Source organism: Bifidobacterium magnum, assembly GCF_000741255.1.
GTDB classification, from domain to species: Bacteria; Actinomycetota; Actinomycetes; order Actinomycetales; family Bifidobacteriaceae; genus Bifidobacterium; species Bifidobacterium magnum.
This window is the reverse complement of sequence record NZ_JGZB01000003.1, coordinates 258,469-284,182: the sequence shown is the minus strand read 5'-3', so window position 1 is coordinate 284,182 and position 25,714 is coordinate 258,469. Positions and strand designations below refer to the sequence as shown.

The window sequence follows — 25,714 nt, the reverse complement described above, 5'->3', positions numbered from 1 at the left end:
CCAGGTGGGACAAACCCGCATTGTTATATCCGCGTATCGCGGCTGCCTGGATGCCCGCACCCATCTACCGCCTATGCTTCCGTCTCAAGCTCCGATCAGTCCCGCGACGCCGAGGCGATACGCGCCATGAGCTCCTCATACGCGCTCGTGGGAGTAGCGGAAAACGGGTCCAGCAACTCGCAGCCCATGCGCACGGGTTCCATCAGCGTCAACCGCGTCCAGTCGCAGTCGTGGCGTAGCCCGGCCTGAGTGGTGGCATTGACAAATGCGCCGCGCAATGCGGCGCGCGTGTCAGCGGGCGGCACATGCTCGGCGCGGTCCACGTCTTCGGGGCGCGCCAACCGCGCCATGGCGCCGTGCCGTTCGAGCGAGGGATAGAGGGAACCGTTGGCCACATCGTGGTAGTCCATGTCGAGTTGCACGAGCCGCGCTTCGTTCAGCGGATGGCGCCGCTGCAAACGCCGCAACCACACGGTTTTGGCGGCCCAATCCACATATGGGGCGAGCGCGTCCACATCGTTTTCGCCCAACAGATCCAAGACACGCCCCCACTGGCCCATCACCCAGGACAGCGGATGCAGCGCGTCGGGCCAAGAGGAGGCAAGCGCCCGCTCATGACCCCTCACAAATTCACGCGCGTACGCGTAATACCGCCGTTGCATGTCGAGTGCGCTGATCGAGCCGCCGCAGGCCAACTCCATGACGGCCGCCGCACCGTCCTCGTTCACGCGCATGTTCGAGGCCACGGCGTCCGCCAAGGCCATGTGCGAAAGTTCTTCCATGTCGAGGGAACCGCGCTGGGCTTCTTCCATCATGCTGAGCACCACATGCGTGGTGGCGAGTTTCATGTAGGTGGCCCATTGGCTGCGGTTGGAATCGCCGATAATCACATGCAGGCGCCGGTACTCGTCGGGATTGGCGTGCGGCTCGTCACGCGTGTTGACCATCGGCCGGGCGCGCGTTGTGGCTGAAGAAATCGTTTCGTTGACGAAAGAGGCGCGCTGCGTGTAATACATGCGGCCGTCCGCGTAGCGTCCGGCACCCGTAAACAGCTGTCGGGAGATCAGGAACGGCAATAATACGGCACGGATTGTGTCCAATGGCACGAACCTGCGTACCAGATAGTTCTCGTGGCATCCGAACGAGTGGCCGGCCGAATCGACATTGTTTTTGAATACGTGTACGCGTAAGGCTTCCCCGTGTTCGGCGCGCAACCGTTCCTGTGCGTCCAGCGCCAGGCCGCGCATGATGCGCTCGCCGGCCAAGTCGCTGCACAGCGCGTCATATGATGAGCGCGCTTCGGCGGTGGCGTATTCGGGATGGGCGCCCACATCCACATACAAGCGCGAGCCGTTGTCCACAAACGTGTTGGTGGAACGGTACCGGCGCATTACGGGTTCGAACATTGCCATGGCGACATTCGCCCCCTCCAGCGGCGCATCCGCGCCCGTGACACTGACACCGTATTCCGTCTCAATGCCGAAAATGCGGTCGAATGAAGCGTATTCGGCGCTTTCCCGCACGGTGGCGGGTCGGGCGTGGTTCGCGCTGCTGTGCAGTTGGGGCATCACTGGCCGCCTTTTTGCACGAAACTGTCGATATAGGTTTGTGCGTTTGTTTCGAGCACGGCTTCAATGTCCTGCAATACGGCGTCGAGCTCGTCGATATCCTCTTGCGCCTGCATGACCGGGGCGGCGAGTACCGTCTCGTCGTCCTTGGCCTGCTGCTGGGAGGACTCGTGTCCGGTTACCTGTTCCTGTGGCATGTGCGCTCCTTCGTTGTGTGTTGCCCTATTCCTTGTTATTCCTCATTGGCGGCGCGCGCCTGGCTGAGCAGGATGGGACGCAGCTCGTTGTAGATCAGCCCATTGGACGCCACTACGTCGTTCTCGCTGCGCCAGTGCACCATGCCGCCGTCCCATTGGCGCAGCCTGCCCTGTGCTTCCCAAATGACAATGGCTCCCGCGGACACGGCCGGCACGTCCCAACTGTGCAAATGCGGTTCGAAATACGCGTCATAGGTGCCGTCCGCCACTTTGCACAAGTCCAGCGAGGCCGGTCCGATACGCTTGATGTCGGCGGGGCGCCCCGCGATGGCGGCTACCACGTTGAGCGCGCGAATCGATTCCACGGGCTTGTGGGACATGCCGAAGCTGACGACGGAACCGTTCAGGTGCCGTTGGGTGGACGGGATGACTTTTTCTCGTTTTTCGCCGAACTGGGTTTTGCGCATGCGGATGGCGCCACCCTGGCGTACGGCCAGATAGGTGACGTTCAGGGCCGGGGCGTGTACCACGCCCAAAATGGGCTGTGCCGATCCCTCTTCATTGAATTCGAACAGCGAAATGGTTACGGACCATTCCGCCATGCTGCGCGAATAGTTGATGATGCCGTCAATGCCGCCCACGCACCAGAAACGCTGGCCGGGCTGGCAATGTTCGGGCCGGTCTTCCCAGCAACCGTCAAACGGCGCGATTTCCAGCAACCGGTTGGTGACGAAACGGATCAGCCGTTTCTCGATTTCCAGGCCCTCCATATAGTTATGCTGGTCCGGGTCGAGCGGGCTCAAGTCTTTCGGGGACATCTGGTCGTTCAACGCGTGCTGTCCAGCGTCCTGAGCGATGCGGGCCGCTTGAAGCGCCAAGGAACGCAGTTCTACACTCATGGATGCACCTGTTCTTTCCGTATGGTCGGGTCGCTTATCATGCGTCACGATACTGTTGCAGCGACTGCAAAACTTCACAGACATTATGTGCGTCTGCAAGCATAACGCGTGTTCGTTCTTTCGTAAAATCAGCCGGATCTTCCATCGAAATGTCGTATAGCGCGTTGTCGGGCTCCCTCGTGCGCACGCGCAATGTGGACCAGCTTGCCGCGGCTATGTCGCCCGGGAAACGGCGCACCATGGCGGCGCGCAGCCATGCGCGCGTATCTTCAGGCGCTTCATGCATGGCATGTTCTATCTCCTCTTCGCTGCACGTGTGTTCCACGCGCGTGCGCATTTTGTCGTACAGCGAGTTCGGTTCCAGCGACGCCCATAGCAGGTCGATTCCCGCGATGCGCGGGTCGGCAAGCGCCTCGTCGCCCGTTTCACCCGGGTACAGGCGGCGTTTCATGCGTTCCACGAGCCGCCATTTGCAGAACCATTCGATGCGCGTGGCGGGTCCGTCCAATTCGAGCCGCTCGTCGGCGTTGGCGTGGCGGATCTGCGCCACATCGAGCAACGCCTGCTTCCACATGGCCATTACGGATTTGGTGTCGCGGTCGGGCCATACGGGCTCGCCCTTCGTATCGGTACCGTAATATGCGGCGCACGCCTCGTATACGGCGGTGAGCAGATGGATTTGCATGGTCCACGCCGTGGTGGCCGCGCCCGATTCGAGTTCCAGCTCCTCGCCAAGTGTCAGATCGTGCGATATGCGGTGCATGGCGTCTACGGGATCGGCGAGACGTACACAGGCGAGCAGCGCGTCAAGATCGTACGCCGTTTCGTCCGCGTGCTCCAGCAGCCACAGCAGCATGCTTGTGGTGCCGAGTTTCAGTACCTGCGGCACGTCCATGCGGTTTGCGTCTCCCGCGATCACATGGAGGCGGCGCAACGCGTCCGTGGCGTGGGATTCGTCGCGCGTGTTGATGATGGGGCGCTGCAGCGTGGTTTGCAGGCCGACGTGTGTCAGGAAGTAGTCGGCGCGCTGGCTGAGCTGGTAGCCCGCGGTTTCGCCGTGATCCCCCAGTCCCACGCGTCCGGCGCCCGTATACAGTTGCCGGCTCACGAGATGCGCGGTCATGAGGTCCACGACGAGTTCGAACGGGATCGACCGGCTCATGCAATAGTTTTCGTGGGCGCCCCATGTGGCGCCTTTGCCGTCCACGTTGTTCTTGTACAGGCGGATGGCGTCGGCTGCGTCGCGCCGCGTGTTGGCCTGTTCGACGGCTTGGCGCATGATGCGGTCGCCGGCCACGTTGTAGACGGTGGCGGCGAACGGGTCGAGCGTTTCGGGTGAGGAGTATTCGGGGTGGGCATGGTCCACATAGACGCGTCCGCCATTGGCCGCCACCTTGTTCGTCACATGGTCGCCCGCTTCATCGGTGAGCATGTCGTGCGGCGCTGCGGCGCGCTGCATGGCGAATCCGCGCATGTCCTGTACAGGATGTTCGGGACGGTAGTCCCAGCGGATACCCGCATATCCGTCGGCCGCATTGACCACGTCGTAGGAAAGCCGGATGGGATTGTACGGCGTACTCGCCGCGGTGACGGCATATTCCGTTTCCGTTCCCATGATCCTTCGTACGCTCAAGCTGTCTCCTTTTCGATTGCGTCCGCGCGCTTATTGTAGTCGGATTCACCGATCATCCCGCGTGGCTCGGATGCGCGTGATCGCGCCCGAATCGATGCCGTTGACCTTGGACCATTGCTCGGGGTTGACGTCGCCGAGCGCCTCGCGCGTTTCCAGGAACTGTTGTTCAACGGCCTCGCCCAGCATGCGTCCGGTCAGCCGCACCACATCGCCGTGGGTCAGCGAGGCCTTGACGGCGTATGTTTTCGCCACGTCCGCGATGTTTTTGATCATGGCTCCCGACATAAGATCCGCCAGATACAGCGGCGACCAGTCGCCCCGTTCATCGCACACGAGCGCCAGCTGGCGGTCCGTCACGCGCGCATACATGTCGCGTACGGCGGCCTGGGCCATGGTTTGCGCGTCACCTTCCAGCGGCAGCGCATCGGTAATGTAGTGCGCCATGATTTCCGCGGCGGCGGCCTCGTCGGGACGGTCGATATAGATTTTCACATCGAGCCGGCCGGGGCGCAATACGGCAGGATCAATCATGTCGATCCTGTTCGACGCGCCGATCACGAGCACATTGTTGAGCGATTCTATGCCGTCCAGTTCCGCCAGGAACTGCGGTACGATGGTCGTTTCCATGTCGGAGGAGACGCCGGATCCGCGCGTACGCAACAGCGAATCCATTTCGTCGATGAACACGACCACGGGAGTGCCGTCTTGCGCCCGCTCGCGTGCCCTGGAAAATATGAGACGAATACATCGTTCCGACTCGCCCACATATTTATTTAACAACTCGGGACCCTTGACGGACAGGAAAACGCCGCCCGACGCGCCTTGGGACAGCGAGTGGGCCACGGCTTTGGCGATCATCGTCTTGCCGTTTCCGGGAGGTCCGTACAACAGCACGCCCTTGGGCGCGGACAAATGGAAACGTTCATACAGGTCGCGGTGCAGATACGGCAGTTCGATGGCGTCCTGAATGCGCTCGATGGCGCGCTTCTGACCGCCGATATCCGCAAACGAAACGTTGGGGACCTGCTCGAGGATCAGCTCGCGCGTATCGGGAGCGGGCAACAGTTCAAGCGCGAAACGGAACGACGGGTCCACACTCACGCGGTCGGACGGTTCCACATGGCAGGAACGCAACTGGTGCGAAGGCTGGACCACGTTCGTCGCTCCCGACGTGTCGGACACGAGCAGGCGGCCGTCGGGAAGCACTTCGCTGACGCTTCGCACCAGGCCTGTCGCACTCGTGGCGTACTGGTCCACAACCACCATGGATTCGTCAAGCGCCACCGTGGCTCCGGGTTGCAGGCGCGAGGCCTGCATGGACGCGGACACGGGCACCACCATGGCACGCTGCCCCACCATCACTTGCGCGGTGGCGTGCTGTACGCCGAAACGGTCGGACACGTTCGTCACCACGCGCACCATCGTGGCGAGCGTGCGGGGCGCGTCGTTGGACGCGTTGAGTTGCGATTTGGCTTTTTCCAACGCCGTGGTCGCGCGTTCCAGCGCGGCCGTCAACGCCGTATTGGAACGCGCCAACTGGTCGTTGCGCCGTTGCAGATCCGTAATGTCGACTTCCGGCTGTTGCCCCATGGCGTCCCGCTTCCCGAACAGGGCGGAAGCTTAGGCGGCTTCGTCCTGCTGCTTGATCTTGTGGGCGCGTACGAGGCGCATGATCCAACGTACCGCCACCACAACGAGTATTACTGCAAAGACTACAATAATCACGTCTTCAAACACGTTCAGCACGCCGAGAATGGAGCACCATTGGTCGCCCAGCATGTATCCGGCGCTTACCAGAACGGAATTCCACACGGCGGACCCGAGGAACGTGAACAGCGAGAACTCCGCGAAATTCATGCGATTAAAGCCTGCGGGAATGGAAATGAGGGAACGCACCACGGGAATGATGCGGCCGATCAGCACGGACCAGCGGCCGTATTTGCTGAACCAGGCGTTGGCCTTGTCCACGTCTTTGCGGGCGACACCGGGGATCTTGTCCACGGCGCTATGGATGCGGTGCAAACCGAACCAGCGCGCGATGCCGTACAACGCCCATGCGCCCAGCATGGAACCCATGGAGGCCCAGAAAATCGCGGCCACAAGGCTCATGTTGCCATGCGCGGCGGTAAAACCGGCCAACGGCAAAATGATTTCGCTGGGAATGGGAGGGAAAATTGATTCCAATGCAATGGCGAGCGCCACGCCCACACCGCCCACGGTTTCCATAAGCGTGATAAGCCATTGGGTCATCAGACCGATAAGCCCGTCGTTTCCGGTGGCGCACTGCAATGGCGCGCCCGTTTGCGCTTGGGCGAGAATCAATGAAATATGCATATCGTTATTGTCCCAATCCGTTCGGAAAATCGAAACATGAACAGTGAATTTTTGCAAAGCCTTGACACGCCGGCCACTGTCACGTTCGGCCGGCCCGGGCTTCTGGTCATGGATGTGGACGCCACGCTGATCGACGAGGAAGTCATTGACGAACTGGGGGAAGCCGCGGGTTTGGGCGCCCGTATCAGTGCGATCACGGCGCGCGCCATGAATGGCGAACTCGATTTTGAGCAGGCGCTGCGCGAGCGCGTCGCCCTGCTGGAGGGGCTGCCCGTATCCGTGTTCGACGACGTGTACGAGCGGCTGCATTTCACGCGCGGCGCATTGGAGCTTATCGACGTGTTGCACGGCCACGGCTGGCATGTGGGCGTCGTATCGGGCGGTTTCCACAGTATTGTCGACCGTCTTGCCGAGCGTGCGGGGCTCGACCATTGGATCGCGAACCGTCTGGGTGTCGCGGACGGTACGCTTACGGGAACGCTGGACGGCCCTATCATTACCAAGGACGTGAAACTGCGATCCCTGCACGCCTGGGCGCATGAGGCCGGCATACCGCTGGAACAGACAATCGCCGTGGGCGACGGCGCCAACGATTTGCCGATGATTACGCACGCGGGCCTGGGCGTGGCGTTTTGCGCGAAACCCGCGGTACGCGCCCAGGCGCCATATACGGTTGACGAGCGCGACCTGATGCGCGTACTGGATTTCGTGCGCCAAGACTAGCCGAGGGCGGCCGCTCCGGAATGCCCGTTTTCGTCAGTCGCAGTAGGCTCCGGATTCGAGGCGTGCGCCGCGAGCCCAGTCGGCCGCGCGCATCTGCTTGCGTCCCTGCGCCTTAACCGTAAGCAGTTCCAAGGGCTGCGTGGCCGTGCCCACGAACACGTGGTGCTTCGTGGCACGCAGCTGGCCCGGGGCAAGTCCCTCTTCCACCACCTGGCGTCCGGCCGCGTCCAATTCGTCCACGGAGACGGGCGTCTCTTCAAGTACATGGAGCTTGAGCGTCTCGCCTTCGTCGCCGGCCGCCGTATGCAGCATGCACCATGCGCCGGGATGCGGCGTGCAGGCGCGGATCTGGCGGTCGAGTGCGAACGCAGGCACGTCAAAACGCATGCGGGCGTCTTCCACCGTGATTTTCTGGGCCACTTCGTAAGCGCCTTGCGGCTGCTCCTGCGGGATGATCTGGCCGCTGGCCATGGCTTCCAGCGAGGCGGCGAGCAGGTGCGCGCCATCGTCGGCCAGACGCGTCAACAGCTCGCCCGAGGTCTCATGCGCACCGATTTGCACGGTCGACTGTGCCAGAATCGGACCGCAATCCATGCCCGCGGTCAAACGGAACACGGTCGCGCCCGTAAGCGTGTCGCCCGCCCAGATGGCGCGCTGCACGGGGGCGGCGCCACGCCACTGCGGCAACAGCGAGAAGTGCAGGTTGTACCAGCCCATCGGCAGCGCGTCGAGCACGGGCTGCTTGAGGATCTTGCCGTAGGCGACGATCGCCGCGGCCTGGGCGCCGGTCGCCTTGAGCTCGGAGATGAAGCACTCTTCCTTGGGGTCCGATTCGATGACGGGAATGCCCAATTCGAGCGCGGCCTGCTTGACGGGGCTGGGCTGCAGCTTGCGGCCGCGTCCCGTGGGCGCGTCGGGGCGTGTCAGGGCCGCCACCACTTCAAAATGGTCCTTGTCCGCCGCCAACATGTGCAGGGACGGCACGGCCACTTCCGGCGTGCCCACAAACAATACTCGCAACATCGCTACTCCTCCTTGCCAACTGGCCAAACATCATGTTCCGCGCCGCGCGGCGCGGTCAACGGCGCCTGTGCGCCCTTACGCTTCCGCGACTTGCGGAATGTCGGCTCCCATCGCAATAAGCATAGTACGCAGTTTGCGCGGATCCTGGAACTGGATGGCGCGCATGCCCACGGCGTTCGCGCCCATCACGTTGCCGGAACGGTCGTCGACGAACACGCTGGTGGCGCGGTCGATGCCGAATTGTTCGAGCGCGAACTCGAAAATGTCGGCGTGCGGTTTGATGCGGCCCACATAGCCGGAGACCACCATGCCGTCAAGCTCGTCGAACACGTCCACCTGGCGCTTGGCGATCGGGAACGTCTCCTTGTCCCAGTTGCTCAATCCCCATACGCCAATGCCCGCGCGTTTCAAATCCTGTACGAGCATGCGGGCTCCGGGCACGGTGCCGTGCAACGAATCCACGAAATTCTCGTGGTAGTAGCGCAGCATGTCCGCCCACTGGTCGCCGTAATGTTCGCGCACATACGCATAGGCGAGTTCGGTGGGCTCGCCCTTGTCCAGCATGTTGCACGCGTCGAAAAATCCCGAATACTCGTTGGTGAAGAACCGGCGCGTCAATTCCTCGCTGTAGCGCGGCAGCATCACCGACTCGGCGTCCCATTGGATCAATACGTTGCCGAAATCAAAGATCACATCGGTAAGCGGCATGCCTTGCGCGTACGCGGCGTTGCCGCGCGCCACCACCTCGTCATGGGGCAGGTGCGGGTCTCCCGGCCATGCCGCGGCAATATTGTTGTTCGTGTTCATCACGTCCCTTTCTGGTAACGGCCGACGCCTAGCTTACATGAGGTCTTTGGGATCCATGTGGTATTTGAGTTCCTTCTGCGCGCCTTGGGCGCCGAAACGCGCCGACGCCGCGGCCAGGCGTCGCGCCAAAGCGTCGCGCGACGCGGTCGGCACGCGCACCACGGCTTTGACGCGGTCGTTCATGCCTTCCATCATGCGGTCGCGGTGTGCGAGCGTACGCGGAGGGGCGATGGGAACGGGACCCAGCACGGCCGGCATCCCGCCTTGCGATGCGGGAAGCGTGGCCCACTCTCCCGCGCCGCGTACGCCAATGGCGTCCAGCATATCCATCACCGTTTCGCGATCCCCCCATATGGTGGCCGCGCTGATGGCGGGCGGCAGCACGGCTTCCTGGCGCTCCTCGCATTCCTGGCGGGCAAGCACGGCGCTGTTCCACGTGGACAGGGCGTTGACGAGCACGGCGTCCGTTTCGCCCAGCACCAGCGCCACACCGCCATGCGTGCGCGGCGCGCACAACGACACCACATGCATCCAACGGTTCAACGTTTCCGTATATGCGTCGAGTCCCCGTTCATACAGGCTCGTCCACGCGTCCAGAATCGCGACGGCCTGATAGGCGGCCGTCGTGCCCTCCCCCGCCGTGACGCGCGGCTCATCGCCCACGGGCGCCACCACGATTTTCGGCGCGCTGTCCACGGATTCGAGGATTCCCTGCGGCGCTGCGGCGCTTGATACTACCAGCGGCACGTCGCGGAATAGGCCGCGCAATTCCTGTATGGTGCCGGCCGCACCCACGCGGATGACGCGCAGCTTGTCGTGATGGCAATGCGGACACGTCCAGTCGCCGGCCGCGGCCGCGCACCATTGGCAGCGTACCGACTGTTGCGCCGTGCGCACCAGGGGTCCCGAACAGCGCATGCACCGCGCCTGGCGCAAGCAGTGTGCGCAGCTGAGCGATTCGCTGATGCCGTCGTGGGGAATGGACAACAACACGGGTCCGTAGCGCAACGCCTGGCGTATGGCGCGCACAGCGGTATGCGGAATGCGCGCGCCCATGGTGGGGTCCGCCATGCGCGCCAGTTCGTCGCGGTTGAGCCATCTTACTTGCGGCATGACAGGACGTAACGCGTCGGACATGGGGTGCAGCCCCGTGCTGGGGCCTCCCACGGAAGTGGCCACCACCTGGTCGCCCGTTTCCCATTCGCTGGTCGCGCTGCGCGCGTTGCCCGCGGCGAGGAAAATGCCGCCATGTGCCTGTGCGCGCAAACGCAGCACGCCACGCGCATTGGCGTGGGGCATGTTGCCGTCGGCGTTCTGGTAGGCGCAATCGTCGAACATCACCCACAACGCATGGTCCTCGACAGGCGCATACATGGCCGAGCGCACGCCCACCACACAGCGAATGAGGCCGTCGCGCACCGCCAAATACGACGCACACCGCTCGGGAGGCGTCAGCGACGCGTCGAGCACGCCCACCACGGCGCGCGCGTCGTAATGGTCCAAGTCTTCGGGAAGCGAATACCGTTCCAGTCCCAGCCGTTGCAGCGCCTTGACCATGCGTTGCACATGGCGCTGCGTGGGCATGACCAGCACGGCCTGCTCGCCGCGTGCCACATGGTGCGCGGCAAGCGTGGCAAGGTCGCGCGCCCACACGTCGGTGCCGGGCATGCAGTCCCAGATGAACGACGCGAATGCATGATCCTCCTGGGCGCGCCTCAATGTTTCGGCTCGCTCGTAGCGCTCCAGCAACACCCCATACTGCGCTTCCACGCGTGCACGCACGTCCTCAGGCAACACGGGAACGCCAAGATCGAGCTTTTGAACTGTGACAGTGTATTCCTTGTCGACTTTTTTCACATAGGTGGGCACGGCGTTGCGCAGCACGTTGGCGGGAGTGCCGCCATAGGCTCGGGCAACGGCCACAATGTCCTCGCGCAACGATTCAGGTACGAGCGGCTGGGCCGACATCACCTGCGTCAACGGTTTCAAGGCGTTCGCGGGAACCGACGTGGTGTCGTCCCTGCTCCAGATCACGCCATGCACGCGGGCGCGCTGGCCGAAGCGCACGCTGACCAGCGCACCGGGCACAGCCAGCTCGTCCTGGTCCTCCAACACCTGATAATCAAACAGGCGCCCCAAATGGGGCGCCTGCACGTTCAGCGCCACATGGGCGATCGGATTGCGCTTGGCAACAGCCCGCGCCTTCGGTTGCGTCCGTGAAGTGCGACGTTTGCGCGCGGACAGGCCGTCGAAGGTGGGCTGTTGCAAGGATTCACTCATAATTGCTCAGTCTAGCGCCGCGATGGCGTCGCGCAGCTGCTCGACCTTATTCGTATGCTCCCAAGTGAAATCGGGATCCTGCCTGCCGAAATGGCCGTACGCGGCGGTCTTCGCGTAAATCGGACGCATCAGGTCAAGCTCGTCGATAATGGCGGCCGGACGCAAATCGAACACCTCGCGCACGGCCTGCTGGATCTGATCGCGTGTCACGCCCTGCTCCGTGCCGAAAGTTTCCACATTCACCGATACGGGATCGGCCACGCCAATAGCGTACGCGACCTGCACCTCGGCCTTGTGCGCAAGGCCCGCGGCCACAATGTTCTTGGCCACCCAACGCGCCGCATATGCCGCGGAACGGTCCACCTTGCTCGGATCCTTGCCGGAGAACGCGCCACCGCCATGGTGCGCGGCACCGCCATATGTGTCCACAATGATCTTGCGGCCCGTAAGGCCTGCGTCCGCCGCCGGACCGCCCATGATGAACGAACCGGTCGGGTTGACCAGCACGCGGTAGCCCGAAACGTCGATGGAAGGATCGAGCACCTCGGCCAGCACAGGATCGATCACGCGGGCCTTGAGCTGGTCCTTAAGCCACTTTTGGTCCACGGTCGGATCATGCTGGGTGGAAATAAGCACCGTGTCGAGACGCACAGGCTCGTCGTGGTCGCCATACTCAATGGTGACCTGCGTCTTGCCGTCCGGACGCAGGAACGGCACCTCGCCGCTCTTGCGCACATCGGTCAGACGCTTGGCCAAACGGTGGGCCAAATAGATCGGCAACGGCATCAGCGTGTCGGTCTCGTCGCTGGCGTAGCCGAACATGACGCCTTGGTCGCCGGCGCCCTGCGATTCGTAACGGCGCTCGCGGCTCGCGACACTTTCCTCGTCGCGCGACAAGCGGGCGACGCCCTGGTTGATTTCCGCGCTCTGGTCGCTGATCGAGACGACCACGCCGCACGAATCGGCGTCTAGGCCGATCTGGGAACTCGTATAACCGATATCGCGTACCACGGAACGCACGATGGTCTGGATGTCGCTGTATCCCTCGCTCGTCACCTCGCCGAACACGAAGAATTGGCCCTTCGTGGCGCAGGTTTCCACCGCAACATGCGAATGCGGATCCTGACGCAACATGTCGTCGAGAATCGCGTCCGAAATCTGGTCGCAAATTTTGTCCGGATGTCCTTCGGTCACCGATTCGGCGGAAATCAACTTCCGTTCAGCCAACTTAACTCCTCAATATAAAACGGACATTCAAAAAAATAGCCCCGAACAACATTGCGTAATCCGGGGTGTTATGGTCACCTGTCTCGCGAGCGCTCGCGGCAGGATGGAACGACTATCAGTTGCCTTCGCTCAGATCGTCTTCACCGAGCGTCTCTTCGAGCAGGCCCTCGTTAATCTCACGGAATGCGATGGACAGCGGCTTCTCGTTGTTCTGGTACTCGACCAGCGGGCCGACGTTCTGCAGCAGACCTTCGTTGAGCTGGGTGAAGTAGGAGTTGATCTGGCGCGCACGCTTGGCGGCGAAAATGGCCAATGCATACTTCGAATCCGCGTGCTCCATCAGATCGTCGATAGGCGGATCTGCAAGACCAGTTGGAGTAGGCTCGGTGCCGAATGCCATAGTTGAATCTCCCAATCGTAGACACTAAATATGCTCTTCCAAGCAAGCAAGATTACCGCGTTAACGGGACATTGCCAAGAGCCGCGAATACCGCTGTCTCATATAGGCGCCCACATGATGGGAGCATCCTACACGAAGCCCCTTTCTTCAGGTATATGAGACGGTATGAAGATGAGATCAGCGACCATTATGAACGACCGTATTTTCGCGGGCGCGCGCGCCCTATACCGCGCGGCCGGCGTGGACGGCAAGGATTTCGGCAAGCCCATTGTCGCCGTGGCCAATTCGTTCGACGAATTCGTACCGGGACATGTGCACCTAAACAAAGTGGGACGCCTTGTCAGCGAGGCCGTCAAACGTGCGGGCGGCATTCCGCGCGAATTCAACACGATGGCCGTGGACGACGGCATCGCCATGGGGCATACGGGCATGCTCTATTCGCTGCCCAGCCGCGACATTATCGCGGACACCGTGGAATACCAGGTGAATGCGCATTGCGCCGACGCGCTTATTTGCATTTCCAATTGCGACAAGATCACGCCGGGCATGCTTATGGCGGCGTTGCGCCTGAACATTCCCACGATTTTCGTGTCGGGCGGCCCCATGGAGGCGGGCACCACCGTCTTGCCCGACGGGCGCGTGCGCGAGCATACGGATCTCATCGACGTGATGTACGCGTCGGCTGACGACACGATGAGCGACGAGGATGTGCTCGCCTACGAGCAGTCCGTCTGCCCCACCTGCGGCTCGTGCGCGGGCATGTTCACGGCCAATTCCATGAACTGCCTGACCGAGGCCATCGGCTTGGCGCTTCCGGGCAACGGCACGATTCTCGCCTCGCACACCTACCGCAAGGACCTGTTCTCCAAAGCGGGCGAAGCCATAGTGAAGCTGGCGAACCGCTACTATCACGAGGACGACGAAAGCGTGCTGCCGCGCTCAATCGCCACGAAGCACGCGTTTGAAAACGCCATGACGATGGACGTGGCCATGGGAGGCTCTACAAACACCGTGCTCCACATTCTTGCGATGGCACAAAGCGCGGACGTGGACTTCACGCTTGACGACATCGAACGCATCAGCCATACGGTGCCGTGCATCTGCAAGGCCTCGCCTTCCGGCCCGTGGGAGATTTCCGACGTGCACCGCGCAGGCGGTATTACGGGCATTCTCGGCGAGTTGGACCGGGCCGGCAAACTGCACCGCGACACGCATTCGGTGGACTACCCGTCCTTGGAAGCCAAGCTTGCCGATTGGGACATCATGCGCCCCACCTGTACCGAAGAGGCGCGACGCCTGTACATGGCGGCGCCGGGCGGCATCACTTCGCCGCAACCCTGGACGCATACCACGCTGTTCGAGCAGCTGGACACCGACCGCGTCGAGGGCGCCATCCACGACATTGACCATCCGGCCGTGACGGAAGGCGGACTCGCGGTGCTGCGCGGCAATCTCGCACCCGACGGATGCGTGGTGAAAACGGCCGGCGTGCCCAAAGAAATCTGGAATTTCGAAGGGCCCGCACTCGTGGTCGAATCCCAGGAGCAAGCCATCGAGGTCATTCTCAACGACACGCTTCAGCCCGGCCAAGCGCTGATCATCCGCTACGAAGGACCCAAGGGCGGCCCCGGTATGCAGGAAATGCTCTACCCCACTTCGTTCGTCAAAGGCAAGGGCATCGGCAAGGACGTGGCTCTGATCACGGATGGACGGTACTCGGGAGGATCTTCGGGCCTGTCCATAGGCCATGTGGCTCCGGAAGCGGCAAGCAAGGGTCCCATCGCGCTGGTGCGCAACGGGGACATCATCCGTATCGACATTCCCAACCGCACCATCGACATGCTGGTAAGCGACGAGGAGCTCGAGACGCGCCGCAAGGAGCTCGAAGCCGGCGACGGCTACAAGGCGCACCGCGACCGCAAGGTGTCGCAGGCGCTCAAGGCCTACGCCGCGTTCGCGCGTTCCGCAGACAAGGGCGCCACGCGTGATCCTGAGCTCATTGACCGGCTTTCCGGACTCGACTGACGGGGCAACAAGAGCAAAGAAGGGGCTGCGACGCAAAATGCGCTACAGCCCCTTTTCGTCGTATTGCGTATTGCGTATGGGCGCATGACCCCCGCGGCTTACGCCAATCCGTATTCCTCGGCGATGATGTTCCACAGTTCCTCGGCGGACTCGTCCACCGTGTTGTTCACGATCGTCACGTCGAACTCCGATTCGCTGGCGAGCTCCACCTTCGCGGTTTCCAGGCGGCGCTTGCGCTGCTCCTCGTTTTCCGTGCCGCGGCCGACGAGGCGGTGAACCAGCTCCTCAAAGCTTGGCGGCGCCAAGAACACGTATTCCACATCAAGGCCCAGTTCGGCGGCGCGTTCCTTGACACGGCGCGCGCCCTGCAAGTCGATTTCCAAAATGGTGGGCGTGTTGGAGGCCAAATGTTCCAGCACGGGAGCCAACGGCGTGCCGTAATGGGCCATGCCGTGGACGAGCGCCGTCTCGAGGAAGTCGCCGGCGGCCTCTTCGCGGGCAAATTCGTCTTCGCTCATGAACCAGTAGGTAATGCCGTTCTGCTCGCCCGGACGCGGTGCGCGGGTGGTCGCCGAAACCGACACCCAGACATCGGGGTGCTTGGCGCGCAGCGCGGCCTCCACGGTTCCTTTTCCTACCGCCGTAGGACCTGTAAGCACAATAAGTCGTCCACCCTGCTTGACGCGTGCGTCCTCCACTACCTCTCTCCTTCTAACGAGACGTCCATCAATGCCTGTCGAATATCCAGCGCCGTCGATTCCGTGGCTTGCGCCAATGACGAGATATCGGGGCCCTTTTTGGCAATACCGCGGGAAACGGTAACGAGTACATTACCATTGGTCCCCCGAAATACTTGCCGCAAATCGTCCGCTTCAGCACCTTGCCAACCATACCCCGGGGAGAGAATAGGGCCTGTAAAGCTGGCGGGAGCGACCTCGGAATCCTGCAACCACTGGCTGATCGTGGCGCCGATAATGAGCCCCACCGATCCCATGCCATTGGCCGATTCATTGAATTTCTGAGCCATGTGCGCAATGCCGTACGCGACGGTTTTGCCTTTGTATTCGCCCGACTGGCGCACGGCCGTCTGCAGGCTGGCGCCTTCCTCGTTGGAAGTGAGCGACGCCACAAACACGCCGCATTGCTCTTCGAGCGCGTCGCCGATCACGCCCATCAGCGAACGGGCCCCGTAATACGGCAGCATCGTGATCGCGTCGGCGTGCAGCGGCGAATCGGGGTGGAAATACGCGTCGGAGAACGCCGAAATGGTGGTGGGCAGGCCTCCGTGCAGGCAGTCGACAATGGTGATGATGTGCATTTGCCGTGCCGCATACAGCACGCGTTCGAGCGCCGCGAATCCTTGCGACCCGTAGCGCTCGAACATGGACAGCTGGAACTTGACGGCCGCGGCGCGTCCATAGGCCGCCTGGAGCATGCGCATGGCGAACAGCTCCGCGCCCTGGGCGTCGACATTGTATCCCCACTCTTGCAACAGTTGGCGGTGCGGATCAATGCCCACGCACAACGGCCCGTATTCATGCATCGATTTGCTCAAGCGCGAGCCGAAATCCATACCGGATTTGCGACCGTGATTCAGGCCAGTTCCAGTCATTGTCGTCTTCTTTCCGTCGGATTTATTCATGGAACATGCGGCGCGCATGTTCCTGAATACTCATGATTTGATAATCATGCTTCTTCACGGCTTCGATTGCAAGCAACACCGCCGAGAATTCCGTCATGGTAGTGAAGTGCGGCAAATCGGCGGCGATGGCGGCCGCGCGGATCGAGTATCCGTCAGCGCGCGAACCGTGCGAATTGGGCGTGTTCAGGATCATGTCGATCGTGCCTTCTTCGATCAGCTGCACCACGTTCTTGCCCACGGAGCCGTCCGCGGACTGTACCAGTTCGTGGGGCTGCTGCTCGGAATCGATGCGCGTCGTGATTTTATCCACCACACGCGAGTCGATGCCGTAATGGCGCAACACGGACGCCGTGCCTTCGGTGGCCCACAACGTGAAGCCCAGCTCCACCAGACGGACGGCGAACAACGGCAGCTGCCGCTTGTCGGTGTCGTTGACAGACAGGAACACGTTGCCGCTGGAGCGCAAGCCTCCCTCGTAGGCGGCCAGCTGGCTCTTGGCGAACGCGTGAGGGAAGTCGCGGTCGAATCCCATGACTTCGCCCGTCGAGCGCATTTCGGGGCCCAGCAGAATATCGACCGTACGGCCTACAGGAGTGCGGAAGCGGCGGAACGGCAACACGGATTCCTTGATCGCCACATGCTGGTCGCGGCGGATGGATCCGCCGTCACCATGCGGCAGAAGCAGCCCGCGTTCACGTTGCTGGGCGACGCTCTCCCCCACCATGATGCGCGCGGCGGCCTTGGCGAGCGCCACGCCCGTCGCCTTCGAGGCGAACGGCACGGTGCGCGAGGCGCGCGGGTTGGCCTCGATTACATACAGCGTATTGGCCATGAACGCATACTGCACATTGAGCAGGCCGCGCACGCCGCAACCGCGGGCGATGGCGAGCGTCGCGCTGCGCAACCGGCTGATCTGGCTGTCGCTTAACGTGGACGGCGGCAGCGAGCATGCGGCGTCGCCCGAGTGGACGCCCGCTTCCTCAATGTGTTCCATGATGCCGCCGATGTAGAGTTCCTCGCCGTCAAACAGCGCGTCCACGTCGATTTCCACGGCGTCCTGCAGGAACTTGTCGATCAACAGCGGCGAGGGAAGGCGTCCCGACACGACCGTGTCGGCTTGCGCCTGCTCGAGCGCACGGTTGACATAGGTGGCCAGCTGGTCGTCCGTGTACACGATTTCCATGCCGCGACCGCCCAATACGTAGCTTGGGCGCACGAGCACGGGATATCCGATCGAGTGCGCGGCCTCCTGCGCCTCCTGCAGGGACAGCGCGGTGCCGAAGCGCGGCGCGTTCAGGTGTTCCTCGCGCAACACTTCGCCGAACAGCTCGCGGTTTTCCGCCAAGTCGATGGATTCGGGCGTCGTGCCGAGAATCGGGACTCCGGCCGCCTTCAGGCGCGCCGCCAAGGACAGCGGCGTCTGGCCGCCAAGCTGCACGATCACGCCCTTGACAGGCCCCATTTGGCGTTCCGCCTCATAGATTTCCATGACGTCCTCGAACGTGAGCGGCTCGAAGTACAGTCGGTCGGACATGTCATAGTCGGTGGAGACGGTTTCGGGATTGCAGTTGACCATGATCGTGTCATAGTCGGCGCCCAGTTCCTGTACCGCGTGCACGCAGGTGTAGTCGAATTCGATGCCTTGGCCGATGCGGTTGGGGCCCGAGCCCAGGATGATCACGGCCTCGCGTTCGCGCGGTCGCACTTCGCTTTCCTCGGCGTAGGTGGAGTAATAGTAGGGCGTGAGCGCGTCGAATTCCGCGGCGCAGGTATCCACGGTCTTGAACACGGGATGCATGTTGTAGGTCCAGCGCAGTTCACGAATCGTGTTTTCGCCGGCGTCGCCCATATTGCGCAAATGCGCAATCTGCAAATCGGACAGGCCCGTGAGCTTGGCGCGCAGCAACAGGTCTTCGCTCAGGCGCGGAGCCTCCTTGACGGCGAGCGCCATGGCGTTGATGGCGGCGAATTGCGCCACGAACCATGGATCGATTTTTGTAATGTCCACAATTTGTTCGGGCGTGGCCCCGCCCCATAGCGCGCGCATGATCTGCACGTAGCGGTATTCGGTGGGCACGGCGATCGCTTCCAGGAGTTCGCGTACCTCTTCGGCGTCAGGCGCGTCGCGGTCCCAGCTGAACATCATGTCGCGCTTGTCGATCGAACGCATGGCCTTGCCGAGGGATTCGGTGAAGTTTCCGGCGAGCGCCATGGCTTCGCCCACCGACTTCATGGAGGTGGTCAGACGCGGATCGGCGCCCGGGAACTTTTCGAACGCGAAACGCGGGACTTTGGTGACCACGTAGTCGATGGTCGGTTCGAAGCAGGCCGGCGTGGAACGCGTAATGTCGTTGCGGATTTCGTCAAGCGTGTAGCCCAGCGCGAGTTTGGTGGCGATTTTGGCGATCGGGTATCCCGTGGCTTTGGACGCGAGCGCCGAGGAACGCGATACGCGCGGGTTCATTTCGATCACGATGATGCGGCCCGTTTGCGGGTGCACGGCGAACTGGATGTTGCATCCGCCCGTGTCCACGCCCACGCCGCGGATAATGGCGATGCCGATGTCGCGCAGCTTCTGGTATTCGCGGTCGGTCAGCGTGAACGCCGGGGCCACGGTGATGGAGTCGCCCGTATGCACGCCCACGGGATCGACGTTTTCGATCGGGCAGACGACCACGACGTTGTCGTTGCGGTCGCGCATGAGTTCGAGCTCGTATTCCTTCCAGCCTTCGATGCCTTCTTCAATCAGCACTTCCTCGGTCGGAGAATCGTGCAGGCCTTGGCCGGCGATACGGTGCAGCTCTTCGGTGTTGTGGGCGATGCCGGATCCGAGGCCGCCCATCGTGAAGCTCGGACGCACGACTACGGGGAATCCGAAACGCGCCGCGATCTCGTCGGCCTGTTCGAGCGAATGGGCGATATCGGAGCGGGCCGATTCGGCTCCCGCTTCCTCCACGACCTTCTTGAAGGATTCGCGGTCTTCGCCGCGGTCGATCGCCTCGAGGTCGGCGCCGATAAGTTCCACGTGGTATTTGCTAAGAACCCCGGCTTTGCCGAGCGCCACGGCCGCGTTGAGCGCCGTCTGGCCGCCCAGTGTGGGCAGCAGCGCGTCGGGGCGCTCCTTGGCGATGATCTGTTCAAGAATGTGCGTATCGATCGGTTCGATATACGTGGCGTCGGCGACCTGCGGGTCGGTCATGATCGTGGCCGGATTGGAGTTGACGAGGATGACGCGGATGCCTTCTTCGCGCAGCACGCGGCACGCCTGGGTTCCCGAGTAGTCGAATTCGGCGGCTTGGCCGATCACAATCGGGCCGGAACCGATGACCATGACCGAGGAAATATCTGTGCGTTTTGGCATTAGCGGTCCTCCTGGGCGCGCGACATAAGGGTTACGAAACGGTCGAACAGGTAAGAAGCGTCATGCGGACCTGCCGCGGCTTCCGGATGGTATTGCACGGAGAACGCCGGAATGTCGAGACACTGCAGGCCTTCGACCACACGGTCGTTCAGGTCCACGTGGCTGACCATGACGCGGCCGTACTTGCCGTCCGCGAACGGGGCCACCGTCGGCGCGCCGATGGGCGCGTCCACGGCGAAACCATGGTTGTGCGCGGTGACTTCCACTTTGCCTGTGGTCAGGTCCTGGACGGGCTGGTTGACGCCTCGGTGTCCGAACTTGAGTTTGTAGGTGCCGAATCCGAGCGCGCGGCCCAGCAGCTGGTTGCCGAAACAGATGCCGAATACGGGATAGCCTTCGTCGAGAACGGCGCGTACCAGCGCCACCATTTCGTCGGCTTCCTGCGGATCGCCCGGGCCGTTGGAGAAGAAGACGCCGTCCGGTTGGAGCGCGCGGATGTCATCGATGGTCGCGGACGCCGGCAATACGTGCACGCGGCAGCCGCGTTGCGCCAGTCGCGCCGGTGTCATGGATTTGATGCCCAGATCGATGGCTGCGACCACGGCGACGGGGTCGGCTCCGTCTTCCAATACGGGTTCGATAATGTACGGTTCGCGCGTACTTACTTCCTCATACAGGCTCGAGCCTTCCATCGGAGGTGTGGCGCGCACGTCGGCGAGCAGCGAATCGATATTGCGTACGCGGCCGTCCTCATCAAGGAGGGCGGGGCCCGAGAAAATGCCGGCTCGCATCACGCCGCACGAACGCAAGTGGCGTACGAGGGCGCGCGTATCAATTCGACAGATGCCTACTATATGGTCATGTTCCAGCTCGGCGTCGAGACTGGAGGTGGCGCGCCAATTGCTGACCATGGGACTGGGATCGCGCACCACATAGCCGGCCACCCAAATACGCGAGGATTCCGGATCCTGGCCGTTCATGCCCGTGTTGCCGACATGGGGGAACGTCTGTACCACGATCTGACGGTCGTAACTTGGGTCGGTCAGTGTTTCCTGATATCCCGTCATCGCGGTGGCGAACACGATTTCCGCAGTGGTCTGGCCAGTGGCGCCAAACGGGTCTCCTACAAAAACGCGCCCGTCTTCGAGCACCCAGTACTGCATTGTTCGCGGAATATGAAACGGTCGCCGGATCACCCACGTACTGCCTCCTTCATCATTGAACTAGTCCAACGAAGAGGAACCAATACTGCGCGACCCGGCGACCGATACCAACTATTACGTCTGGTTACTCAGACTTGGTTTCACCGTCCGGTTCAGCGGCTGGCTGCGCGTCGATAGCGGTGCAAACCGCGCTCAACAAGCCGTGAATAAACGCCGGCGAATCGTCGTCACACAAGGTCTTCGACAGGTTCAACGCCTCATCGATGGCGACTTTGTTCGGGATCTCATCGTTGTACATGATTTCCCATGCTGCGATTCGCAGAATATTACGATCGAGCACATGCATGCGCTTAAGTTTCCAACCTGTGGAATGTTCATTGAGCATAGCATCAATGTTCGGCTGGTGTTCGGCTACGCCACGGACGATTTCAATGGCATATTCGGGCAACGGGGTTTGCGCTCCCGGCTCCTTGATGCGCTCTTCGAGCAGGCTAATGAAATCCTGGCCCTTCTCGTCCGCTTCATACAGCGTGTTCAAAGCCCTTTTGCGTGCGGTGGAACGTGACATAGAACTTGATGTGTCCTTATCTGCAATACCAATAACGTTGTGAAGAACTATATCAGTTCTCGCGGCCCAGGTAGGAGCCGTCTTCCGTGCTGATCTTCACCTTTTCGCCTTCGCCGATGAACAGCGGGACCTGGATCTCGGCGCCGGTTTCCACGGTGGCCGGCTTCGTGCCGGCGTTGGAACGGTTGCCCTGCAGACCCGGTTCCGTGTGCGTCACGGTCAGGATCACGGATGCCGGCAGTTCCACGGACAGCGGCGTGCCGTCGTGGAAGGAAATGATGCAGTCGGTGCCCTCAAGCAGGTACTTGGACTTGTCGCCCAGCAGCGTCTTCGGGATCATGATCTGGTCGTACGTGGTCATGTCCATGAACACGTAGTTGTCGCCATCATCGTAGGAGTACTGCAGCGTACGGTTGTCCACCGTCTCGAATTCCATCTTCATGCCGGCGTTGAAGGTCTTGTCCACGATCTTGCCGGACAGCACGTTCTTGATGGTCGTGCGCACGAAAGCGGGGCCCTTGCCCGGCTTGACGTGCTGGAACTTGATGACCTGCCACAGCTGGCCGTCGAGGTTAAGAATGGAACCGTTCTTGATGTCGTTAGTAGTCTGTGCCAATTGCCTCACCTATTCATTCGACGTTTAACAAGCTGAAAATAGCCTTAGCTAGTATGCCATATCGCCTATACAGCGTTCCGCGCAATATTATTGTCGGCAAACAAAAAAGGCGTTTCGCCCGGCGAAGCCGGACAAAACGCCTTGCAGATTCTTATATTGAAGAAACTTTAGAACTTCGGCACGAGCCAGATCCACAGCAGGCAGGTGACGGCGAACGCGACGGTCGAAACGGCCGTGGTCGAGGCGCCTTCCTTGACGTAGATGTTGTAACGGCTCGAGATGATGATGCCGGAGAATGCCGGAGGCAGTGCCACGGAGAGCACGAGCATGCTCAGCTTGGTGATGTCGTGGCCCATGCCGCACAGCAGGCCGACGCCGAGGAAGGCCGCAGGGGTGATGAGCAAACGGTAGATGGTGTTCCAGATGGTTTCCCAGCCGAGCGAGAACTTCACGGTGGACAGTGCCAGACCTGCGGCCAGCACGGCCACGCCGGAGTTCGCCTTGGCGATCAGGTCGAAGGTAGGAGCGACCTGGTCCGGAATACGGATGCCGATAAGCACGAGGACGATGGCGAGCAACGGAGCCCAGCACACAGGCTGTTCAAGCGCGTTGACCAGTGCAGCGATGTTCGGGTTCTTGATCTTGTGGTGGGAAGCCTTGCCCTTGTTGGAGGAAGTGCCGACCATGATTTCGGCGTTCTTGTCCTTGCTCGGATCCTTGCTCGGATCCACCGCGACGTCGGCGTGCTTCTGCGCGGTGTTGGTGCGGGCGTTGTTCGCGGCGGCGAGGGCGGCCTCACGGTTGTCCTTGGACTGGCCGAGGTTGATCAGGTACATGCCAATCGGGATCGTTACTGCGTTGACCACGATAGAGATGATGGCGATGACGAGGTTGGTGCTCACGGTGTTGCCGTAGATAGGATCAAGCACTGCGAAGCCGAGGAAGCCGATCGTCGGGGAGCCGGCGATCAATGCGCACACGGCTGCTTCCTGGATGTTGTGCTTGAACATCAGGCGGCAGAGGAAGTAGCTGAGCATGAACATCACGATGATGCCCACGAAGCCAAGGATGGTCAGGACGGCGTCCTGGGCCAGCATGGAGCGCGTCGCCTTCACGATGGAGATGAACAACGCGGCAGGCAGTGCGATGTCCAGCACGACCTTGTTCAGGCCCTGGCGCTGGTCGTCGTCGAAGTATCGGAATTTTCCACAGACATAGCCCAACGCCATGATCACGATGATCGGGACGATGTCCACAACAATAATTTTTTCCATGATTATCAGATTTCTTCAATATACGAATCATTTGAATGCCGGCAGCCGGATTCCCTATCCCCCGATAAGGAAACCCGGTCGCCGGCAAAGGGCGTCCGGCGCTAACGCACCGTCCGCATAAGGTCACATGCGAGCGCCGGTGAGGTAATCGTTCGCGGTGACTTCCGAGGTCGCCAGCGGACCGACGACCGGCTTCGGGTTGAGATCGCCGATGTGGCCCGACTCGCCGCCCGCGTAAATGGCCAGCTGCACCTGCACGAAGCTCGGCTTGCCGGAAGCGACGGCTTCCTCGACCATCTGCTCGACTTCCTCAGGCGTCGTGGCGTAGTAGCTCTTGCCGCCGAAGGCTTCGATCATCTTCTCATAGTGGGCGTCGTACATCAGCGTCAGCGGGGACGGATCGCCATCATTGCCGAGGTTCTCGAAGTCGCCACGGTAGATGCCGCCGTTGTTGAGCACCACGAAAGTAATCGGCAGGTTGAAACGGCAAGCGGTTTCCACTTCCATGCCGTCGAAGCCGAATGCGGAGTCGCCGCCGATGTACAGCACGTTCTTGCCCGTGGTCACGGCAGCACCGATGGCGTAGCCCGTGCCGCAGCCCATAACGCCCCACGTACCGCAATCAAGGCGGTGGCGCGGCTGGTACACGTCAATGACGTCACGGCAGATGTCGAGCGTGTTGGCGCCTTCGTTGACCAGGTAGAGGTCCTGGTGCTTGTCATACACCTTCTTGATCGCGCCCAGCGCATCAAAGTGGCCCATCGGCACCTTGCCGGAGTTGACGCGGGCGGCGAACTTGGTGTTGTTCTTGTCCTTGTCGGCCTGCAGCAGGTTCAGCCATTCTTCGGAAGCCTTGACCGGAGTCTTGGCCAAGCCCTCGTTGAGCATCGTCATCGCGGACTTGATGTCGCCGAAGACCGGCACATCGATCTTGCGGGAGTTCTCGAACTCTTCCGGGTTGATGTCGATCTGGATGAACTTGACGTTCGGGTTCCAGCCCTTCTCGCCGAAGTTCAGCATCCAGTTGAGGCGTGCGCCGATCAGCAGCACCACATCGGCCGTGCGCAGCGCCAGGCCGCGGCAGGAAGAAGTGCTGTGGCTGTCGGTGTCCGGGATCAGGCCCTTGGCCATGCTCATGGGCTGGAACGGCAGGTCGGTCTTCTGGATGAATTCCTGCACCTCGTCCTCGGCCTGGGCGATTGCGGCGCCCTTGCCGATCACGACGAGCGGGTTCTTGGCGCCGGCGAGCAGCTGCAGCGCTTCGTCGATGGAGGCCTGGGTCGGCTGGACGGATGGGTTCGGATCCGTGGCGGTCCACAGCGTGGCGTCGGCGTCTGCCTTGGTCATCGTCTGGGCGACGGCGTCATCCGGGAAGTCCAGGTAAACGGCGCCCGGACGGCCCGAGCTGGCCACATGCATGGCACGTGCCACAGCCAGCGGGACGTCTTCGATCTTGTCGAGACGGTAGGCGGCCTTCGTGAACGGCTCGGCGTAAGCGCGCTGGTCGAGGCCCTCGTACTCGCCTTCTTGCAGATCCACCACGTTGCGCGTGGAAGAGCCACCGATCATGATGACCGGGAAGCCGTTTTCAGTGGCTTCCTTCAGCGGAGCCAAACCATTGAGGAAGCCCGGTGCGGACACCGTCAGGGCGACGCCCGGACGACCCGTCAGGAAACCTTCAGCGGCGGCCGCGTTCACGGCGTCCTCTTCGTGGCGCATAGCGATGAAACGGATGCCCATGCCCTGGGCGATACGCGCGAAATCGGTAACCGGAATGCCAACCACACCATACATGTGCTTGACACCGTTCTTGATCAGCGCCTCGGCGAGGTAGTGCGGGGAATCGGTCAGATTCTCAGTGGTCGAAGTAACTTCATCCGTCATTTTATCCTCCAATCGACGAACTTATAGCTTCACCATAAATTCACATTTTTGGGACGCGGATGAATTTCATTTCTGAGCGTAGGCATTCAC

At 61.7% G+C, this 25,714-nt stretch carries 20 protein-coding genes and 1 pseudogene; 2 read left to right on the top strand and 19 right to left on the bottom strand.

Going from position 1 to position 25,714, the window contains the following annotated elements; translation table 11 throughout:
- Positions 1–95: 95 nt before the first annotated feature.
- From BMAGN_RS03170 to BMAGN_RS03145, 6 genes are read right to left on the bottom strand one after another with little or no spacing between them, the layout of a single operon-like run.
- A complete protein-coding gene (locus BMAGN_RS03170) occupies positions 96–1,568 on the bottom strand; it encodes a proteasome accessory factor PafA2 family protein (protein WP_022859258.1) in 1,473 nt (490 codons plus the stop codon).
- Positions 1,568–1,765, bottom strand: a complete 198-nt coding sequence (locus BMAGN_RS03165) for a ubiquitin-like protein Pup (protein ID WP_022859257.1) — start codon at positions 1,763–1,765, stop codon at positions 1,568–1,570. Before BMAGN_RS03165 ends, BMAGN_RS03170 begins: the two co-directional genes overlap by 1 nt.
- Positions 1,766–1,800: 35 nt before the next feature.
- Positions 1,801–2,664: an inositol monophosphatase family protein gene (locus BMAGN_RS03160; RefSeq protein WP_022859256.1), complete on the bottom strand. Its 864-nt coding sequence runs from the start codon at positions 2,662–2,664 to the stop codon at positions 1,801–1,803.
- Positions 2,665–2,701: 37 nt separating this feature from the next.
- A complete protein-coding gene (gene dop / locus BMAGN_RS03155; protein WP_238548748.1) occupies positions 2,702–4,297 on the bottom strand; it encodes a depupylase/deamidase Dop in 1,596 nt (531 codons plus the stop codon).
- Between the two features lie 45 nt (positions 4,298–4,342).
- On the bottom strand, positions 4,343–5,887 hold the full coding sequence (gene arc, locus BMAGN_RS03150) for a proteasome ATPase (RefSeq protein WP_022859254.1): 1,545 nt from the start codon (positions 5,885–5,887) through the stop codon (positions 4,343–4,345).
- A 30-nt stretch (positions 5,888–5,917) separates the two neighbouring features.
- The gene (locus tag BMAGN_RS03145) at positions 5,918–6,547 is read right to left on the bottom strand and encodes a DedA family protein (protein WP_152593226.1); all 630 of its coding nucleotides are present in this window, start codon (positions 6,545–6,547) and stop codon (positions 5,918–5,920) included.
- A gap of 120 nt (positions 6,548–6,667) precedes the next feature.
- Here BMAGN_RS03145 and serB point away from each other — a divergent pair, with 120 nt between their 5' ends.
- Positions 6,668–7,354, top strand: coding sequence for a phosphoserine phosphatase SerB (gene serB / locus BMAGN_RS03140; RefSeq protein ID WP_026501889.1), 687 nt, complete (start codon positions 6,668–6,670; stop codon positions 7,352–7,354).
- 33 nt (positions 7,355–7,387) lie between these two features.
- Here the strand turns inward: serB and fmt are convergent, their stop codons facing one another.
- The 5 genes from fmt to rpoZ all read right to left on the bottom strand — a co-directional run bounded on the left by fmt (position 7,388) and on the right by rpoZ (position 13,091).
- Positions 7,388–8,377, bottom strand: coding sequence for a methionyl-tRNA formyltransferase (gene fmt, locus BMAGN_RS03135; protein ID WP_022859252.1), 990 nt, complete (start codon positions 8,375–8,377; stop codon positions 7,388–7,390).
- A gap of 75 nt (positions 8,378–8,452) precedes the next feature.
- Positions 8,453–9,184 (bottom strand): HAD family hydrolase, encoded by a 732-nt coding sequence (locus BMAGN_RS03130; protein ID WP_022859251.1) that lies wholly within the window; start codon positions 9,182–9,184, stop codon positions 8,453–8,455.
- A 33-nt stretch (positions 9,185–9,217) separates the two neighbouring features.
- Positions 9,218–11,464, bottom strand: coding sequence for a primosomal protein N' family DNA-binding protein (locus BMAGN_RS03125; RefSeq protein ID WP_022859250.1), 2,247 nt, complete (start codon positions 11,462–11,464; stop codon positions 9,218–9,220).
- Between the two features lie 6 nt (positions 11,465–11,470).
- Positions 11,471–12,691: a methionine adenosyltransferase gene (gene metK / locus BMAGN_RS03120; RefSeq protein WP_022859249.1), complete on the bottom strand. Its 1,221-nt coding sequence runs from the start codon at positions 12,689–12,691 to the stop codon at positions 11,471–11,473.
- Positions 12,692–12,806: 115 nt separating this feature from the next.
- A complete protein-coding gene (rpoZ, locus tag BMAGN_RS03115) occupies positions 12,807–13,091 on the bottom strand; it encodes a DNA-directed RNA polymerase subunit omega (RefSeq protein WP_022859248.1) in 285 nt (94 codons plus the stop codon).
- Between the two features lie 165 nt (positions 13,092–13,256).
- Here rpoZ and ilvD point away from each other — a divergent pair, with 165 nt between their 5' ends.
- Positions 13,257–15,116: a dihydroxy-acid dehydratase gene (ilvD, locus tag BMAGN_RS03110; protein ID WP_026501886.1), complete on the top strand. Its 1,860-nt coding sequence runs from the start codon at positions 13,257–13,259 to the stop codon at positions 15,114–15,116.
- Positions 15,117–15,214: 98 nt separating this feature from the next.
- On the opposite strand, the gene gmk is transcribed toward ilvD, so the two are convergent.
- The 8 genes and pseudogenes from gmk to oxc all read right to left on the bottom strand — a co-directional run bounded on the left by gmk (position 15,215) and on the right by oxc (position 25,624).
- On the bottom strand, positions 15,215–15,814 hold the full coding sequence (gene gmk, locus BMAGN_RS03105) for a guanylate kinase (RefSeq protein WP_026501885.1): 600 nt from the start codon (positions 15,812–15,814) through the stop codon (positions 15,215–15,217).
- Complete coding sequence (gene pyrF / locus BMAGN_RS03100; protein ID WP_033510484.1) at positions 15,814–16,728, bottom strand: orotidine-5'-phosphate decarboxylase; 915 nt, start codon at positions 16,726–16,728, stop codon at positions 15,814–15,816. The genes gmk and pyrF overlap by 1 nt, the downstream gene beginning before the upstream one ends.
- 22 nt (positions 16,729–16,750) lie before the next feature.
- The gene (carB, locus tag BMAGN_RS03095; protein ID WP_026501883.1) at positions 16,751–20,119 is read right to left on the bottom strand and encodes a carbamoyl-phosphate synthase large subunit; all 3,369 of its coding nucleotides are present in this window, start codon (positions 20,117–20,119) and stop codon (positions 16,751–16,753) included.
- Positions 20,119–21,319: pseudogene (gene carA / locus BMAGN_RS03090) on the bottom strand (glutamine-hydrolyzing carbamoyl-phosphate synthase small subunit). The gene carB and the pseudogene carA overlap by 1 nt, the downstream one beginning before the upstream one ends.
- Before the next feature lie 87 nt (positions 21,320–21,406).
- Positions 21,407–21,850 (bottom strand): transcription antitermination factor NusB, encoded by a 444-nt coding sequence (gene nusB, locus BMAGN_RS03085; protein ID WP_022859245.1) that lies wholly within the window; start codon positions 21,848–21,850, stop codon positions 21,407–21,409.
- Positions 21,851–21,902: 52 nt separating this feature from the next.
- Positions 21,903–22,466, bottom strand: coding sequence for an elongation factor P (gene efp / locus BMAGN_RS03080; protein WP_022859244.1), 564 nt, complete (start codon positions 22,464–22,466; stop codon positions 21,903–21,905).
- A gap of 167 nt (positions 22,467–22,633) precedes the next feature.
- Positions 22,634–23,740, bottom strand: coding sequence for an AEC family transporter (locus tag BMAGN_RS03075; RefSeq protein ID WP_022859243.1), 1,107 nt, complete (start codon positions 23,738–23,740; stop codon positions 22,634–22,636).
- 123 nt (positions 23,741–23,863) lie between these two features.
- Positions 23,864–25,624 (bottom strand): oxalyl-CoA decarboxylase, encoded by a 1,761-nt coding sequence (gene oxc, locus BMAGN_RS03070; protein ID WP_022859242.1) that lies wholly within the window; start codon positions 25,622–25,624, stop codon positions 23,864–23,866.
- Positions 25,625–25,714 lie beyond the last annotated feature (90 nt).

Bases quoted from the DNA above. Each gene is read 5' to 3' on its own strand.
- BMAGN_RS03075 (WP_022859243.1), bottom strand. From the start codon at position 23,740: ATGGAAAAAATTATTGTTGTGGACATCGTCCCGATCATCGTGATCATG.
- serB (WP_026501889.1), top strand. From the start codon at position 6,668: ATGAACAGTGAATTTTTGCAAAGCCTTGACACGCCGGCCACTGTCACG.
- BMAGN_RS03145 (WP_152593226.1), bottom strand. From the start codon at position 6,547: ATGACCCAATGGCTTATCACGCTTATGGAAACCGTGGGCGGTGTGGGC.
- pyrF (WP_033510484.1), bottom strand. From the start codon at position 16,728: ATGACTGGAACTGGCCTGAATCACGGTCGCAAATCCGGTATGGATTTC.
- fmt (WP_022859252.1), bottom strand. From the start codon at position 8,377: ATGTTGCGAGTATTGTTTGTGGGCACGCCGGAAGTGGCCGTGCCGTCC.
- oxc (WP_022859242.1), bottom strand. From the start codon at position 25,624: ATGACGGATGAAGTTACTTCGACCACTGAGAATCTGACCGATTCCCCG.
- ilvD (WP_026501886.1), top strand. From the start codon at position 13,257: ATGAAGATGAGATCAGCGACCATTATGAACGACCGTATTTTCGCGGGC.
- arc (WP_022859254.1), bottom strand. From the start codon at position 5,887: ATGGGGCAACAGCCGGAAGTCGACATTACGGATCTGCAACGGCGCAAC.
- carB (WP_026501883.1), bottom strand. From the start codon at position 20,119: ATGCCAAAACGCACAGATATTTCCTCGGTCATGGTCATCGGTTCCGGC.
- BMAGN_RS03165 (WP_022859257.1), bottom strand. From the start codon at position 1,765: ATGCCACAGGAACAGGTAACCGGACACGAGTCCTCCCAGCAGCAGGCC.
- rpoZ (WP_022859248.1), bottom strand. From the start codon at position 13,091: ATGGCATTCGGCACCGAGCCTACTCCAACTGGTCTTGCAGATCCGCCT.
- BMAGN_RS03130 (WP_022859251.1), bottom strand. From the start codon at position 9,184: ATGAACACGAACAACAATATTGCCGCGGCATGGCCGGGAGACCCGCAC.
- nusB (WP_022859245.1), bottom strand. From the start codon at position 21,850: ATGTCACGTTCCACCGCACGCAAAAGGGCTTTGAACACGCTGTATGAA.
- BMAGN_RS03125 (WP_022859250.1), bottom strand. From the start codon at position 11,464: ATGAGTGAATCCTTGCAACAGCCCACCTTCGACGGCCTGTCCGCGCGC.
- BMAGN_RS03160 (WP_022859256.1), bottom strand. From the start codon at position 2,664: ATGAGTGTAGAACTGCGTTCCTTGGCGCTTCAAGCGGCCCGCATCGCT.
- BMAGN_RS03170 (WP_022859258.1), bottom strand. From the start codon at position 1,568: ATGCCCCAACTGCACAGCAGCGCGAACCACGCCCGACCCGCCACCGTG.